Source organism: Psychrobacillus lasiicapitis (assembly GCF_006861795.1).
Lineage (GTDB): Bacteria > Bacillota > Bacilli > Bacillales_A > Planococcaceae > Psychrobacillus > Psychrobacillus lasiicapitis.
The window spans coordinates 82,271-98,577 of the sequence record NZ_VDGH01000010.1 but is presented as its reverse complement, the minus strand read 5'-3'; the positions used below and the strand labels follow the sequence as shown (position 1 = coordinate 98,577).

At 31.8% G+C, this 16,307-nt stretch carries 18 protein-coding genes and 1 pseudogene; 5 read left to right on the top strand and 14 right to left on the bottom strand.

The genetic code is table 11. The features are described 5' to 3' along the window. Positions 1-19: 19 nt before the first annotated feature. The 6 genes from FG382_RS22730 to FG382_RS16705 all read right to left on the bottom strand — a co-directional run bounded on the left by FG382_RS22730 (position 20) and on the right by FG382_RS16705 (position 5,199). Positions 20-214, bottom strand: a complete 195-nt coding sequence (locus FG382_RS22730) for a hypothetical protein (protein ID WP_211356415.1) — start codon at positions 212-214, stop codon at positions 20-22. 1,048 nt (positions 215-1,262) lie between these two features. Beyond that, entirely contained in the window at positions 1,263-1,415 is a 153-nt protein-coding gene (locus tag FG382_RS23550) for a four helix bundle protein (protein ID WP_142540029.1), read from the bottom strand. Continuing rightward, on the bottom strand, positions 1,412-1,594 hold the full coding sequence (locus FG382_RS22725) for a hypothetical protein (protein ID WP_211356414.1): 183 nt from the start codon (positions 1,592-1,594) through the stop codon (positions 1,412-1,414). Before FG382_RS22725 ends, FG382_RS23550 begins: the two co-directional genes overlap by 4 nt. 53 nt (positions 1,595-1,647) lie before the next feature. Beyond that, the gene (locus FG382_RS16715) at positions 1,648-2,058 is read right to left on the bottom strand and encodes a hypothetical protein (RefSeq protein ID WP_142540028.1); all 411 of its coding nucleotides are present in this window, start codon (positions 2,056-2,058) and stop codon (positions 1,648-1,650) included. A gap of 193 nt (positions 2,059-2,251) precedes the next feature. Then, positions 2,252-2,731 (bottom strand): hypothetical protein, encoded by a 480-nt coding sequence (locus FG382_RS16710; RefSeq protein WP_142540027.1) that lies wholly within the window; start codon positions 2,729-2,731, stop codon positions 2,252-2,254. A 242-nt stretch (positions 2,732-2,973) separates the two neighbouring features. Next, positions 2,974-5,199 (bottom strand): phage/plasmid primase, P4 family, encoded by a 2,226-nt coding sequence (locus FG382_RS16705; RefSeq protein WP_142540026.1) that lies wholly within the window; start codon positions 5,197-5,199, stop codon positions 2,974-2,976. Positions 5,200-5,484: 285 nt separating this feature from the next. Between FG382_RS16705 and FG382_RS16700 the strand changes: the two genes are divergently transcribed. Beyond that, positions 5,485-6,462, top strand: coding sequence for a ParM/StbA family protein (locus FG382_RS16700; protein WP_142540025.1), 978 nt, complete (start codon positions 5,485-5,487; stop codon positions 6,460-6,462). After that, the gene (locus tag FG382_RS16695) at positions 6,459-6,749 is read left to right on the top strand and encodes a hypothetical protein (protein ID WP_142540024.1); all 291 of its coding nucleotides are present in this window, start codon (positions 6,459-6,461) and stop codon (positions 6,747-6,749) included. The genes FG382_RS16700 and FG382_RS16695 overlap by 4 nt, the downstream gene beginning before the upstream one ends. Before the next feature lie 501 nt (positions 6,750-7,250). Here the strand turns inward: FG382_RS16695 and FG382_RS16690 are convergent. Beyond that, positions 7,251-7,529 (bottom strand): hypothetical protein, encoded by a 279-nt coding sequence (locus FG382_RS16690; protein WP_211356413.1) that lies wholly within the window; start codon positions 7,527-7,529, stop codon positions 7,251-7,253. Positions 7,530-7,883: 354 nt separating this feature from the next. On the opposite strand from FG382_RS16690, the gene FG382_RS23275 reads away from it, so the two are divergent. Continuing rightward, positions 7,884-8,264, top strand: coding sequence for a nuclease-related domain-containing protein (locus FG382_RS23275; RefSeq protein WP_229677431.1), 381 nt, complete (start codon positions 7,884-7,886; stop codon positions 8,262-8,264). Between the two features lie 678 nt (positions 8,265-8,942). Here FG382_RS23275 and FG382_RS16680 read toward each other — a convergent pair. From FG382_RS16680 to FG382_RS23025, 3 genes are all read right to left on the bottom strand, one after another. Next, a complete protein-coding gene (locus tag FG382_RS16680; protein WP_142540022.1) occupies positions 8,943-9,923 on the bottom strand; it encodes a hypothetical protein in 981 nt (326 codons plus the stop codon). Between the two features lie 64 nt (positions 9,924-9,987). After that, positions 9,988-10,440, bottom strand: a complete 453-nt coding sequence (locus tag FG382_RS16675) for a helix-turn-helix domain-containing protein (RefSeq protein ID WP_142540021.1) — start codon at positions 10,438-10,440, stop codon at positions 9,988-9,990. A 371-nt stretch (positions 10,441-10,811) separates the two neighbouring features. After that, positions 10,812-10,982 carry a hypothetical protein gene (locus tag FG382_RS23025; RefSeq protein ID WP_244950545.1) on the bottom strand — a complete coding sequence of 57 codons (171 nt, stop codon included), beginning with the start codon at positions 10,980-10,982 and terminating at the stop codon, positions 10,812-10,814. Between the two features lie 927 nt (positions 10,983-11,909). Here FG382_RS23025 and FG382_RS16665 point away from each other — a divergent pair. Next, entirely contained in the window at positions 11,910-12,179 is a 270-nt protein-coding gene (locus FG382_RS16665; protein ID WP_142540020.1) for a DNA-binding protein, read from the top strand. Between the two features lie 57 nt (positions 12,180-12,236). Then, positions 12,237-13,400: a tyrosine-type recombinase/integrase gene (locus tag FG382_RS16660; RefSeq protein ID WP_142540019.1), complete on the top strand. Its 1,164-nt coding sequence runs from the start codon at positions 12,237-12,239 to the stop codon at positions 13,398-13,400. Positions 13,401-13,417: 17 nt separating this feature from the next. Here the strand turns inward: FG382_RS16660 and FG382_RS16655 are convergent. From FG382_RS16655 to FG382_RS16645, 4 genes and pseudogenes are all read right to left on the bottom strand, one after another. After that, positions 13,418-14,159: pseudogene (locus tag FG382_RS16655) on the bottom strand (response regulator transcription factor). Positions 14,160-14,212: 53 nt separating this feature from the next. Next, positions 14,213-15,259 (bottom strand): sensor histidine kinase, encoded by a 1,047-nt coding sequence (locus tag FG382_RS16650; RefSeq protein WP_244950542.1) that lies wholly within the window; start codon positions 15,257-15,259, stop codon positions 14,213-14,215. Positions 15,260-15,323: 64 nt separating this feature from the next. Further along, complete coding sequence (locus FG382_RS23265; protein ID WP_229677433.1) at positions 15,324-15,578, bottom strand: hypothetical protein; 255 nt, start codon at positions 15,576-15,578, stop codon at positions 15,324-15,326. Between the two features lie 56 nt (positions 15,579-15,634). After that, positions 15,635-15,919, bottom strand: a complete 285-nt coding sequence (locus tag FG382_RS16645; RefSeq protein ID WP_142540018.1) for a redoxin domain-containing protein — start codon at positions 15,917-15,919, stop codon at positions 15,635-15,637. Between the last annotated feature and the right edge of the window lie 388 nt (positions 15,920-16,307).

Here is a 16,307-nt window from a genome sequence, read left to right as displayed (position 1 = left end):
TGGTATACATAAGTGTAAGTCACTGGTGAATTTCTACTTGGATGTCGAGGTATCCTTTTTGGGTTAGAACTTGTTCATATTCCTTATATTTTAAAACATATGTTTTATCCAGTAATTCATATTCCTTTAATAAATCGAATATCACTCTTGTTTCATTAAAGTGGGCTTTTGCTTTAACTTTACTTGGCACATCTCCCCACGCAAAGTACAACATTTTGAGAATTACTTAAAAAGCTAATCTATTCTTATTTTGGATTAAAGTTAACTTTCCTTTTGTAATAACCTTTTATAAAGTACAGGAGAGACCGAAAGATTGTCGATCCTGAAATTTAATAATGGTAATTCTTTAATTGTCATCATCTTAACTTAAGATGCATTGTAACTCAAGCACTCTATGAATTTTTTTGTATAAGTAATAATATCAAAGCGTAAAATCCTTATTCTAATTTTTCATTCATAAAACATTAAATGCTCCTGCTATCGACCACTTTTTGCTCTATTCTCTTACGTTATTTTCGATAAATCTTAAGAATGAGTAATATCCTTCCATGATTATCTTCCCTTCTACCAAAAACACAAGCATAGATATTTTTATTTCTAAGCAATACCCCCCTGATAATCGACTAAATAAACAAATGGATATTTCCTTGTATAATTGTAGCGAATCTCAAGATGAATTAATTTTCCTTATCGATTGTCACAAGATAACAAACTCCCATTTGCAGAAATTCTATAGAAAATGTGTTTATCGTATCTGATATCCTTGGCTTTTAGGCAAAATTAAAAGCATCAACGACAATAGGCAAAGGTCCTTGTTTTTTTTTAACAAGATCCTCTGCCTATTGAAATTGATGCTTAATATTATAGATATTTGAATACAATAACCATATTATAGCTACTGATTTCCAAAATTACAACTCTCAAAATAACTTGTATACATAATTATCAGTTATGAATAGAGTTGGAAAATTCCAATTGAACGAAAGTCTAATTGTTGCTCATTACTAATTCAATTAAAAGCGGAAAAAGTCTCTACATAACTTTTTTAATTGATTTTCTTACGATTTTCTAATAGCCTGAAATTATCTTTTTTCAGTCCATTCATGATGGCGGTAAGAATATATTGAATCTATTTCATCTCTTCTTTTAACTCCCTATACTGTTCTGAGGTAATATATTCTCGATCTAAAATTAGATCGAAAATAGCTCTTACTTCATTTCCGCTACAAATAGTCGAGTCGAGATGTTTAATATACGTCTTCTTATAAATTAAGCAAAATGGAGCTGGAAGCTCGTCTAAGCTGTCCTCCCAATTCAAAAGTTTCGTTAGATGGAAACTTTAACGAAAGTTGATAGCTTTTTTGAACAAGAACTCTAATACGTTTTGAAACAGCTAAATCTTTAGGGTCTCTCAATGTATAGCACCCCTATCTTCTCTTTTCCATCGCTCAACATAAAAGTGTTTAAAAATTTCTTTATCATCAATATTCTTTACCTTTAACAAATCTTCAAGGCTTATATCTAATACACTTGCATAACAAATTGTATCTAACATATTCAATACTCTGTTATTTCCTACATCGTTTTCCGACATACTGTCAAAGATAGTCATTCTACTTATCAACAATAATTGCCCTCGATTCTTTGTTATCTTTCAAACTCAAATTTTTTGGCAATCTCTTTCACTATTATTCCTCGTTTAATTATGATTTCTTGTTCAAAACAACCATAAACTTCGACACCACTTATATAAAAATCTAAGTTGAAATCTTTTGAAAATATCACATAGGGTTTTGAGTCAATATAACGTGCGGCGTGAAAGCCATCGTCTTTAAAGTAACTTTCATTATCCTGAGAATTATATTCAAATTCTAATAGTCCTTCAATACAGTTTCTTTCAGTCCCTTCAATCCATAGAACTCTATCAGCATGTAGAATTAACTTGTTCCCTTTATCAATAATTTCTTTCGCATCTCCCCCTAATTTATTAATGAGAAATCTTTTAATGTCTTCGCCCTTGCCTTTAATTTCAATAATACCTCTACACCAATTTGTCATTCTTTTTCCTCCTAACAATATTTTTTTGATAAATAATCTTTTTCTATTTTGGTTTTTTAATATGTGCTCTTGATAAAATAAAACTCCAAATAAGAATGTTCTATTTCGTTAAACACGAACTGTGGTTCTCACTGCAGATTGCACAATCCAATTGTTTGATTTATGTCTAACCAGAGTTTGGATCTTTTTATTGTCAATCTCCAACTGCCTGATTCATACTATTATCATAGAAGTTATCAAGACTTTCTGTAATAATTGCTTCCCAATACCAACTACATTGCGCCCAGATGTTACTTTCATATTCTATTACACGTTGTTTTAAGTTAAGATTACTGTTTTCGCAATAAACTTGAAGAGGTTTTCCGAATCTATGAAATTCCATCAACTCTTTTTCATTTAATATATCCCCAGGGTTTAAAGACTGTAGCCTGATTTTGCGTAATATTAAATATGATGTATTTAATTTCATAGTAAATTCTTCGTGTCCTACTAATTTACCCGAATGCAAATTTAACATGGCATACGTATTTTCAACCCAAGGATTTATAGAAGCCTCCCAAGCAATATCGAATATTTCGCTACCAGAATACGCATTTAGAATTGACTTTATGGCACTTAGCTCTAATACCTCACTTGGACTTTCCTCACAAATAATTGAACCGCTTGATAACATAATAATTTTCCTCCTTCGAAATTTTTTTTTGTTTCTTACTACTTCAATTTTTGAATTTTAACATTGGATGATAAACTATACATCTACAAGGGGAGGGATATACAGGCACTTGCGGGGTTCTTTTGCATCTTCTATAAAATTTAGATATTCTTTTACTTTTTAAATTTTTTTATTAGTTGAAAAGAGTCTCTCTTTTGCCTGTCCCCTCCCCTTGTAGTTGTCCTCTTCTCTAAATAATGACTTCATAACTTTTTATTAATCCTAATTCCTTTAAAAATAATTCTTTTACTACTATCTTCATTTTTTATGACACTACGACCATATTCCATAACTAGAGACTTATTGAATTTCGCTTGAGATATTGATTGCATATTATTTTCCTGACATGTTTTTTTGTAATGTTGGTAAAGGTTTTGACTATATTCCGTTGCATCTACTTCAAGCTCGCAGTATTCAGAAACATACCAGATTACATTATTGCTTTGCTTTTTGTATTCGAACAGTAGCCCTTCTGTAGTTTCACTTTTACTGAACTGAAAATTATTGTTCATTAACCGTTCTAACCCTATTATTGCCCACTGAATAATTCCATCCACTTCATCTTCTAACTTATTAAGCAATTTAGTATCTATTTTTGTTTCATCAACTTGTTTTAAAAAAGGCAATATAATTAGACGTCTAAAAAATCCATCTGTTCTATCCACGTAATTGGCAGGAAGCTCATTACAAGAAAACAGAAGTCTTGATTTGTTTCTAAAAGAAAACGGTGCTTGAAACTTTTCCTCTGCAACGATTGTATCACCACTAACCAGTGTCTTGAAGATACCAGTGTCTTGCAGAGCCTTATTTGGTAAATCAGCATATATATTAGCAAGTTTTCCGAATAATAATCCTGTCCTGAATTTCTGGGATAAATCTTGTAATGGCACGTTGCTAATATGCTTCTTTCCCAAAATATATTCAATTAATTTCAAAAAAGTTGATTTGCCTGAACGTCCTGGCCCATAAAGAATAAATGCCTTTTCTGCAATTGTTTCAGGAACTAAGAGATAACCAATCAACTCTTGTGCAATAAGGATATCTTTTGGGGAAAGAGAGTCGCTTATGAATTGAAAAAAGTGTGGGCAAGTGGCTGACTCATCGTAATTTGCATTCACTTGAATTGTGGTTACTATTTCTGGAGAATGTGTTTCGAGCTTCTTACTCTGAAGGTTATATATTCCATTTTTAAAATTTACTTTATTTTTCAAGACAGGTGAATCGAATAGATCTTCCTCTATTACCACTCGGTTTTTTAATTGTTCAAGTGTGTCTTGAATGTGATGGGCTTTACTATGCTCTTCCAGTAAATGTTCCTGTATTCTTTTTTTCATTTTTTGAATCGTTAAGTCCTGATAAACACCATTATGGTATTGAAAAAACCGTTCACTTGAATAAATTAGATTTTCATTTTTTTGAAGATGTTTTGCTAATATCCCCGGCATAAAATTCAACGAATGTGTTCCTTTTATATACCATTCAGGCAAATCAGTTAGTTTTGATTTACTTTCTACATTCACCTTATATTTACTACCTTTTTGATTAATCCTCTTTGAAGATTGAAATATGATATTCGTACTGCTAATTGCATCAGCAATTACTTGGTTTCCATAGGTACGACCATCTGTATAATGAATCACGTCCCATTTTTTACGATAAAGTGATGACATTCTGAATAGGGAATCCATTTTATTAGCATCTTTTTGTGTGTAAAATGCTAATGCGTTACAAAAGGCTAAATCTGCTTCGCTTTGCGATGTATAATAGTTTTGCCAGCTTCCTTGATATAATTGTCTTAGTCGGTCTCCGTTTTTATGTGAAAACATGATCTCTAATAAATCTTGACTCTCATACCCCTTCTCTTCTATTAATAAGTTCATTTGTTTCTGATTCTCCTCCTTCTCAAAAAATTTAGTGCAAATATGGTTAATTACTTCAGTAGAATATTCGATTTTTTCATACCCCTTAATCATGTTTCCTGTTACCGTAAAGTACCTTTTGTCTTGATAAATCTCCAAGTTATATTCACTGTTTTTTGATCGGGCAGATTCCTTTGTACCTTTAGTAATAATGTGAATTCCTTTACCGCTTGGTGAAAATTCTGCATAGCCTCTTCCCTCGAAATAACTTAGTATTTCCTCTGCCACTTTGTTAAACTTCCCATCTTCATTGATACATGCATCTATATCAATTCCTACAAAGTCGTCTTCGATTGTAAAGACAAAACCAATACCTGATACCAAGTTAGTATCTATATATTGAATGGCTTCCTCAAAATCAAGCCAGTTCTCATCCTTGTTTGAATCAATCGGTTTCCCGGTAGTTGGGTTAACAGGGATTTTCGTTATCTTGTCACCACCTCTTGGCTTTGCTTTATAGCAAACCCATTGTTTCTTAGTTTTCATTTCTATTGGAATATTTTTATACATTAAAAGCCTCCTTTCTAGTTGATATTCACATTCTAATCTATCTTTCTACTTCTTGAAATAGATTTTTGGTTCTACCTTTGTCGAACACTAAAAAAAAGGCACTGATACAAGTGATACCTTTTGTATTAATCAACTTTCAGGAAGGCATTTTCTTCTCAATTTATGAAAAATTAATAAAAGCTTGAACAGACTACGACCAGTTATTATGAAATTTTCTTATATCCAATTGCTAATCTGTATAGAATACAAAGAAGAGAAAATAAATTTTGAAAGGAGTGATTTAATTTGAAAGAACATGTTTTTATTGCAGTAGACTCTGGTAAATATGCTACGAAAGCTATCATGAAGTATAAAGGAAAAACCCATATAATGATGTTCCGGACAAAAATGCAAGAAGTAAGTGATATGGGGGTGGAAATTCAGCCAAATTCATTCAAAGCTGAATTTGAGGGAAAACAATATTTGTTAGGAGATATGGTTTCTGAAAACCAAAGTGATTTCAATCTGAGCAAAGAAACATTGATTCATAAAATGGCGATTTACACAACAATTGTCGAGCTTATGAAAAAAACGAATGCATATTTTCATAATGTTCATTTGCACGTTGCGGTTAATGTACCTATCAACGTATACAAAACCAGAACACTGAAGGATTCTTTTAAGGAATTCATTGAAAACGAAAATAAGACTATATACTTTCGCATTAATGAAAACTCGCATGTTTTTAGCTTAAATGATGTAACGATTTGTTTTGAGGGTATGGGGACGGTTTATGCAAATACTGAGGAACATTTAAAATACACCTCGGCAGTCGTGGACATTGGAGGGCTAAATACAACCTACTGCACATTCAACGGTATTCAACCTGACTTCAACAGCATGACAGTATCCCATCTTGGAATGAATGCGTTAAAAGCCAAGCTCGAACAAGAACTTTTACAAAAATATAATCAAAATGTATCGGCCAATGATTTAGAACGGATTATCCAAAAGGGCTTCTTCACTCATATGGGTAAAATTGATGAAAATAGTAGAATATTAATCGAGAAAACAAAAGAAAATCACCTTGAGCAAATTTTAAACTACGCAAAACAACACAGCTATACATTTAATCAAGACAAGATTTATTTTACAGGTGGAGGTTCTTTACTGTTGCAGAATGAAATCAAGCGTAGTTTTCCTCACGCTACATTAGTGATTAACCCACAATTCGCAAACGTGAAAAGTTTCTTAGAGATTATTAAGGTAAAATACACTACATGATTGAACGTAACAAAATCACTATCAGCTTCCTTCCACATGATAATGACTTGTGGGAATTTATTCAAAACAAAAAAGAAACTTGTAATTTAAGTGAATATATACGTAGCCTTATTCGGGAAGATGTGAATCACGATACTTCTTTCATCGCTGAAGAAACAATTGTAGAAAAGATTCTACAATTGTTACAACAGAATGGATCTATCATTAATAATAAAGATTCTGACACAGTCAATCACCAGGTACAGACGATTGAAGAAATGAAAAACACCATAAATAACTTGTTTTAAAAGAAAAAAATGCTGATGTTTATCAGCATTTTACATAAGTCTTCGTTTTGAGTTTACTTTAATCATATTATAGAACGATTAATTTAAACTCATAACAGCATCGGAAACACCAATAATAAAAACACTGATTTACCGGTAGTTTTGGTTAACTACTAACACCATTTTTGAAGTAAAATTAAACAAAAAATAACCCACCCTACTAATAAGTAAGATGGGCTCCTCTCCACGTCGAAGTAAGAGGATGGCTCTCGTAAAAAATGTAATCAAATTGATTAAATGTATTAACACCTCAACGACCAAATCAAGATGTGTTTACAAAGTACTTGTGTAGAAAAGGTGCTTTATAGGATATTACTCTTTATTATTATATCCTTTCAATACAATTTATTCCACTTTTAAAGACAAGTTGAATTAAAACAAGCAACAAAAATTTAATACAAGGACATTAAAACAAAGAAGCAAGAGAATTTAATAAATCCTCCAAATTTCATATATTGTATCCTATTTTAGTCGTGAGATGGATTTTAATGCTACCTTTTCAAGTGCGTTTAATTGTTCCATTTTATATTGAGATATAAACCATCGTTTTCTTGAAGTATACTCAACAACTTGTTCAAGCGCTTCTTTTAACGCTCTGTTTGCTTCTTCACTTTGTGGACTTATTTCAACAGTAGCTAACTTGATTCTTCTTTTTCTTCTTGGAGTTTCCATAATATTCGTTTCACCTCTTTTAAACGTGACATCTTTTCGAAATTCCATTATATTAATTTCTATTTCCAATCATAAATTGTCGAGTTATATTATACGTTGCATTTGCAATTTGTAGTTCTTCGTTAAAATTTTTTAGATGTATTTTCTTCATTGTAAGATAAGTACAAAATCTAGACTCAAAGACAGCTCAACCACATATGTCCAGATTTTTTTCTTCTACACTATTCAATGGTCTACAATCAAACCAGCTTATAAGTCCAACCACTGAATCCCCTACATCCTCACTATCTTCAACTAAATGTGATATTGTCTCAAATTCATTCTTAATCTGACTTACATTGTATTCTCATAAGCTCATTCAAGTTGGCTCAATGTATGTCGATATAAATATAAAGTTTATTTCCTGTAGGAATGAGGCAAATTATGTTTCTAAATTTTTTATTCAAGAAAAAGAACAACAACTCTAATAATGATATGAAACAAACTCCAGGCATTGTAAAAAAGACAGACATCGATAAAACAAAGATAATAAATGAACGGATTGCAGTCAGAAAAGGCGAGCTCGGAGAGTATAAAATCGACATTCAACTATCCCAAATGCCTATAGAGTATAATAAGTATCTAAGTGATTTACTAATTAGAAATCCAAAGTCATCAACGGGATACTCCCAAATTGACCATGTTATTATTACTCCTTATGGATTATTTGTAATCGAGACAAAGAATTATCAGGGAACTATTTATGGAGGCAAAGATAGAAAAACTTGGTCGATTAATGGTAAGTTTAAAATGATGAACCATTAATGCAGAATTACGGTCATATTCAAGCACTTAAAAATCATATTGACGTGAAATATCACCCATACTTTATCTCAATGGTTTCCTTTACAAAGAGATGTACTTTTAAAATTGAAGAAGAATTGAGGAAGATACATACTAATCAATTAGTCATTTATGATGTGGAATTGACTGAGTTCATTAATAGAAAGGTTGCTGTACTTAAATTACAGTCCAAAAAGCCCTTTTTAAGGAAAGATGATATTGAATCAATATTCAATTCTCTCTCTATGTTCAATATTATAGACGAATCAATTAGAAAACAACACATTTATAGCATCCAAACAAAAAAGAACAACAATGATAAAACAAGTAGCGAGAATAAGTGCGTAGTATCTCAAAAAACTGTTTCCGAAAAAGTGATCTCATATTGTTTATCCAACAAAAAATTCCAAGGTGAAATTTTTTGTTATGAGCATCAAAAAATATAAACAAGATGTCAAAATCACAAGCTAAAAATTGCACAAGAACTTGCAATCGTTCAAAGAATGGAATGTTTAGAATGACAAGTTCTTATTCAAGATTGAGTATGAACCAAAAGACCGAACAAAATTTAAGAACAGAGAATTTGGCAAAGAATTCATTAAACGTATAAGGACAACTAAAAAGGCATTGGATTTCCCAATGCCTTATAATTTATTTTTTTCATATCCCTTGTGCATGGTAATGCCACATCTGTTTATTATCCTCATAGAAATAATAAGTGTAATTTGAGAAAGCAACAATCATTTTCTCGAATATATCTACCAATTTAACAACTGTGTCCTCAACATTTTTTAAGGTCTTAAACTTTACTGAGATACAATTATCCTTAAAATTAACTGCTCCATCAAATCTCTCTTGGACATTTATTTCTTTTTCTTTAATGGAATTGTATATTTTGCTATTATTATCGCTAAACCTCAATTCTACAAAAGCCAAATTTCTTCTGTCACACAAAGAGATGAAATAATTACAATCACTGCGACCTGCTCCAAAACTGATAATACGAATGTTTCCTAAATTAGCCTTTTCACGATGGAGAGGGAGAAAGTATGAAATACGATTTCTTAGAGCATCTAAAAGATATTCGTTAGCTCCTTTTCTTGAATTTAAATCATAACTTTTATTTTCTCTTACCAACCTTTTAGCCACAATCGGCTCAACAATACTCTCCTTTACTAAGTATTGAATAGGATTCAATGTATTTAACAAGTTTAGATTCTCATAGATCTTCAGCTTGTGCATTTGGTTTAGCTTTTGAAGATTATCAAGAATATTTGAATTCAATTTTAAAAAGTAAATACTTATTGCTTTACCAGACGATTGTCTAACCTGATTCAGTTCCTCTAAGTGTTTTGGTTGAAAATCAAGTGCTAAATAGACAATAATACCTTTATCCATCATATTAATCAGTTTTAAGACCTTGTTTTGATGTGCCTTATTACTCTTAAGCAATAAACTTTCAACAAATACCTCTGTGCCTAAATTATAATCACATGCGTACATATCAATTTTCATGCCTGGATAATGTTTTTCTAACTGAATATTTTCTAAAGTAAGGTTAAGCTCTTTCTCAAGAATTTCCTTGTTTTTAGATAAAAACAAACTCAGTAAATATTCTTTTTCGCTCCCTTTAAAACTCATTTCTTCTCAATTCCTTCCTGTTAAAAATAGGAGAACTCGAAACAAGTCCCCCAAATTCCCAAGTCTATTTACTTACCTCTTTAAAATCATCAATCAGCTCCGACAGGTCAAATAACTGCTTAATTTTATCATCTTGATCCCGTCTCATTTCAAGAACAAATTCAATGATTTGAATAAAGGATTCCTTCTCGTCTTTACTCATTAGGTGCTCTGAGTCTATTTTGCAATCGTTATACAAAATTAGCTCTGCTACTAATGGAGCTTCATTGGTCTTAGTTTCAGAAATTGAAATGTCTAATAACAGTGAAAGTGGAATTCCGAGTGCATCTGCGATTTTAGAGGAGATTGGAATGGATGGTGCTTTTCTATCTCCACGCTCAAGTCGTGAGATGTAACTATTCGATACTCCGGTACGCTCAAAAAGCTCTTGTAGGCTCATGCCTTTTTTCTCACGATAGTACCGAAGAGTAGACCCAAAATTATTACTCACCGCTCTATCATTTTCATTCTTTTTCATATTTATTTTTCCTCCTGTTCAATCTGTCTAATCAATTGATTAGACCCATCCTATTTTAATAGGTTTCTTAATAGAATCCTTACTTGTATTAACCTTTTATTATAGATTTTGTAGATTGAAATATAACTGATAGAACAGGAGTAGTGCATGGTTCGGCATGTTGACACAAAAAGACACCTTACCACTGCTGGGCAAAGTGTCTATCAATAGCCATTTTATTTTCCTTATATTTATTTCAGTAGCATCCAAGAAATTTAATTCATTGTTATCTATATCAAATGTCCAATCAGCAAAGTTCGAGAGTGACGCTTTAAATTTCACGACATAACAATATGTATCGCTAATCCAGTCATATTCAATGTTTGGCAATCCTAAAAAATTTTCCTCCAGAATTCAGCAAACTCCTCTGATTTATAGATAGCGTCTTTACGTTTTACCTTACTTGATTCTGGTATTTTAGGAGATGGTGGAGCATCCACCCCATCTTCTATATATTCTTGCTGTAAACGGGACACAAAAGATTCGTACTTTTCATTCGCCACAACTGTTAAAACGTTTATATTATGATTATCCGTTCTCTTACCTTCTTGAAACGAAAGCTAAGAGAGACAATGGCTTAGATGTCTTTGCCTGTCGAAGCTCTCTTTAAAGCTTGTTATTCCATGCTTGAGATCAAAAGTAGTTCATTCTTATTCCCCATTCCATTAGTACTTACTCTGACTTTATCCAATGGATCAAGAGTTAAGTTAATAAGACTTTAACCAGTCTTTTCATTTCGGCCTTTACCTTGTACCTTGTCTTCTTCTATGTCACCATAAAAAATACCGTTCCCTGCTTCACCAACTCTCCTCACACGCCCTCTTCTTCCTTATTCCCATATGCTACTAAATAAAATTATTTACCCGCTTTTTATTCTTTTGTGTAATGAATCTTTTCACTGAATTCGACATAATAATAAAGTTCGTAGTATACGTAAAGATGGCACTATTCGAACACATTTGTTATACAACAATCAAACATCTTTAAATAATGTTATATAAAAGGTTGAACCGATAATCTATTGAAATAATTTCTCGTTTCTAATATATTAAAAGTGTTGAAGGTTTCAAAAATTTCATTCCTCAAAAAATCCACTAAACAATTAAACTATCCTTCCTAAATCGAACCAGTTAATTCCATTCCAATTTATATTTCTTTATTTGATTTATCCTGAAGAATAAATTGATCACACTCAAATAGGTATTAGAGTTGCAATGTAAGAATTAATCTTCGAAAAGTATTAGCTGTAAAAACTAAAAAATCATTCTCATTCAATAACAACCCCTGCCATTCAATTCAACATTACCCTATCTTCTAAAACCTCTTATTTATACTTCATGAAAGTGTCTGTATAAGTACGACATTTTCACTTATCTTACGTCCAAACAAACTTCAAAATAACAAACAATTCATTTAAAGGAGAGATATATTTGGAACAACCCCTAAACAATTTCAACTCTACCACTCTTGAAGTAGAGTTGAAAAATTTAATTATTACAACACTGGATCAAGTTATAAAAGAATATCAACCCAAAACATCTGAATGGATGAGTTTAAAAGAAGGAGCAAAGTACGCTGGCGTTTCTTACAATAGCTTCATTAAATTTCGGGTAATGGGATTAAAGGTCAGTGAAATCGACGGTATAAAACGTGTATCAAAAAAAGTGATTGATAATTTTTTAAACGAACATAGCTGTTAAGAGAACAACATTCGAAGAAAGTTAGTGGTTGAAGACTGAAAACATAAGGAGAACATTATGAATAAAGCTAAAACAACTTCAATTAAAGCTTATATAAAAAAAAATAGAAAGTATTATATGTTTAAAGTCTACCTCGGAGTTGATCCTTTAACTGGAAAACCAAAATCAACAACTCGTCGTGACTTCAAATCAAAAAAAGAAGCAGAATTAATGTTAGCTCGAATAAAACTTGAAGTTTATAATGGAACATATCGTAAGCAACATGCTGAAACATACCAAGAAGTATATGATTTATGGATCGCACAATACGAAAAAACAGTAGAAGAAAGTACATTTGTTAAAACAACTGGTCTTTTCCGTAATCATATATTACCTGCAATGGGTGATTATAAAATTAATATGATGAATCATTTAATATGTCAAAGACATATGAACGAATGGGCAGATAAGTTAAAAAAGTTTCGAATTGTGAAATCTTACGCTTCAAAAGTTCTTGATTTTGCTATTAAATGTGGCTATATTCAAACAAATCCATTTGCATTAGTAGAGATATCGAATCGTACAAAAAAATTTCAATATGATGAAGATAAAGTTGAAAATTTTTACACTAAAGAACAGTTAAATAAATTTTTACAGTGCATGGAACAAGAATCTAACTTTAAAGCCTACGCTCTTTTTCGTTTGCTCGCATACAGTGGTATCCGTAAAGGGGAAGCACTTGCCCTTAATTGGAATGATATAAATTTCAGTAAAAATGAAATTCATATTAATAAGGCTCTTTCCAAAGGTAAAGAAAATAAACTGTGTATTAAATCTACAAAGACAGGAGTTAAACTAAATTTAAAAATGGATTCAACCACTATGGGGATTTTGAATGAATGGAAAAGGCAACAAAGTCAAAATTATCTCGTCTTAGGGTACGATACATTGCAACAAAACCAACTTGTTTTCAATAATCGTTACAATGAATTTTTACAACCTACTATTACCCGTAAATGGCTCGAAAACATTTTAACAAAATATAAACTTCCTCATATCACAACACATGGGTTTAGACACACACACAGCTCACTTCTCTATGAGGCAGGCTGTGACATGAAAGAAGTTCAAGATCGTCTCGGCCATTCTGATTTAAGGACAACGATGAACATATATACTCACGTGTCCCAACAAACAAATGAGAGTGTGGTTAATAGATTAGAAACGTTTATGGCTATCTAAATAAGTTATTGGCCCTGTTAAATATTATTCAGCTTGTTATATAAACTATTGTTGATTAATGCGTTAAAAATAAAAAGGATTGCATTTTTGCAGTCCTTTTTATTTCCCCATACTGTCTTAAGAAACTCATTAGTAGGAAAACCATTCGTTTTTAACTTTTCTCTTAAATTTCGAATATGTGAATCCACTGTTCTTGTATCTGTATATGTGTCAAATTCCCATGCAGCATCCAATAACTCTTCGCGTGTATACGTCTTTTTAGGGCGAGAAATTAATGCTTCGATAATATAAAACTCTTTTAAGGTGAGTTGTACGATCGAATCCTCGTATTGCAATGAAAACGTTTCTTTTTCTAACTTCAAACCCTCGTAAATAAGTTTCTTCCTCTGATTTATCTTCATCTAAACGACGTAAAATCGCATTAACTCTTGCGACCAATTCATTTTCGTCAAAAGGTTTTGTTATATAATCATCGGCTCCAGTGTTTAATCCTTTTACTAAATCTAACTTATCTGATCTTGCCGTAAGCATAATAATAGGTACATTAGAAAACTCACGTATCTTTTCACATACTTCCCATCCATTCGTCTCCGGCATCATGACATCTAATAGGACAAGATTAATTTTTTCATTTTTCAGTTTCTCTATCGCTTTCTCGCCACTTGTTTCTTTCATACATTTGAATCCAAGCGGTTGGAGAAATAATTCAATTAGATTTAACATTCTTTGCTCATCATCAACTAATAAAATCGTCCGCATCTATGCTCAGGAACCTCCTATTCAATTACGCCTTGAGTAACTTCCTAGTAATACTAAATTATTATGGTAAATGTACTTCCTTTTCCAAAAGTACTTTTTACTTCAATGCTACCCCCATGCGCTTCCACTAACTCTTTCACAACAGCAAGTCCAATTCCCGATCCACCTAATGAACGAGAACGTGACTTTTCAACACGATAAAGCTTCTCAAATATGAACTCAATTTCATCGGTGGGAATCCCTATTCCAAAATCAATTACAGAGATGATTGTTTTCGTCTCTTTTTTATGAACTACCAGTGTAACTTCTGTATTTTCTTTAGAATACTTCTTCCATGCATTATCTAGTAAGTTCAATACAATTTGCTCTAATCGTAAGGAATCCGCATGGATTTGAAAATTGTCTTCACACACAAAACTAAGCTTAATATTCTTCATTTCAAAAGAAGGTCCAACTAATTTGATGATGTTTTCAAAAAACGTTTGTGCCCCAAAATTTTCCTTGGACACAGTGAAAGTATTCTCATCCATTTTTGCTAAGTCTAATAAATTTTTAACCAGTTCTTTCATTCTTTCTGACTCTTCTACAATTATTGCAAGATACTGTTCTCGTTCTTCTCCACTAATTTCTTTTCTCATGGCTACATTTGAATATCCAATTAAGTATGTCAAAGGCGTATTTAATTCATGGGCAACTGAAGCTAGAAATTCATTGCGCTCCGTCTTCAACCTTTCTAAGTCATTGGCTAATTTCTGAATTGAACCTGATAAATCCCCAAGCTCATCTTTACCGATGTACGGAAGACTCACGGCGAAATCCCCTTTGCTTAAGTTTTCTGTAGCTTCTTTCATACGGATTAAAGGTCTCGTGAGAAGTCTAGAAAGGGCAGTATAAACGATAAATAAGAGGATAACACTTGTCCCACCAGCTATCCCGAAATGCATGTTTAGATTATCCACCAATTGTTTAATAGAACTCGTACTTTCAAACATGACAACATAACCAGATTGATCATTACTCACTTTGTAAGGATGTGCACTAATAATATAAGGTGACTCTCTCCAATCTGAAATTAGTACCTTATCTATCCTCGAATCCAATTTTTTTATAAGTGGAAGAAATTCATCTAAATACTTAGTATTTTCAAACGAGCTACTTATGATTTCACCTTTTTTTATCCGTAATAACTACTTCTCTATCTCCCCCTTTTTCCATCAATACGATATGTTTCATCGTTGTGTCAGAATAGTATTCTACAAGTACTTCCCTGTGATTTGATCCATTTTTCAACAATAAGGAGAATTCATCCTCAATTCTTGTGTGAATAATATTTTGGTGAAGATAAAAAATAAGAAATGTCTCCATAATCAGTACAGCAATGAAAAAGTAGGCTGTTAACTTTGTCGAAATTCTATTCATTAGAACATTTGCACCTTCTCACTAAAAAATCTAAATAGTTTATATGAAATCGCATTTTAGATAGGCATTATTTGCTTCATATAACGCTTAATGCTTTCTTCACTCATCTCGCCTGTGATTATTTTCTCTATTTTCCCTTCTGGGTTAATAAGAATAGTAGTTGGCAAAGGGTTAATATAATAGGTTTCCATTACACTTTTATTGTCATCAATTAAAACTGGAAAAGTTAAGCCTTTTCGATCAATATATTTTTGTACGACAAAATCGGATTCTCCTATATTTACTGCTAGTATTTGAAGTCCTTGATCTTTCACTTCTTGATACTGTTTGGTGAGTTTCATATCTTTATTAATTTAAATATTGTTATAAAGCTATTAATATCAATAATATTAATAGTTTTATGTTTAAATTAATTAAACCGTAAATTTAATGATGAAAATTTAACCCCCTTTTCTAAAATTCAATCTCATTTCATCCAATTTTTTCTTACTTTTATTTTTCCTCCTTTATTCTTTGTTTCACCTATCACTTATTTCTATACCAATTAAAAAGAGACCTTTAGGATTAATGGCTTACATCATTAACCCGAAAGGTCACTTGCTTATTTAAATATGAAAAAATAAAAAAATAGGTAACTACTATTATTGGAGTCCTACCAACAAAACGCGGAAAACATACGCTAAGAGAATTTTGGGAGGAAAAAAGCCGATTTTCCCTACGCTAAGGAAT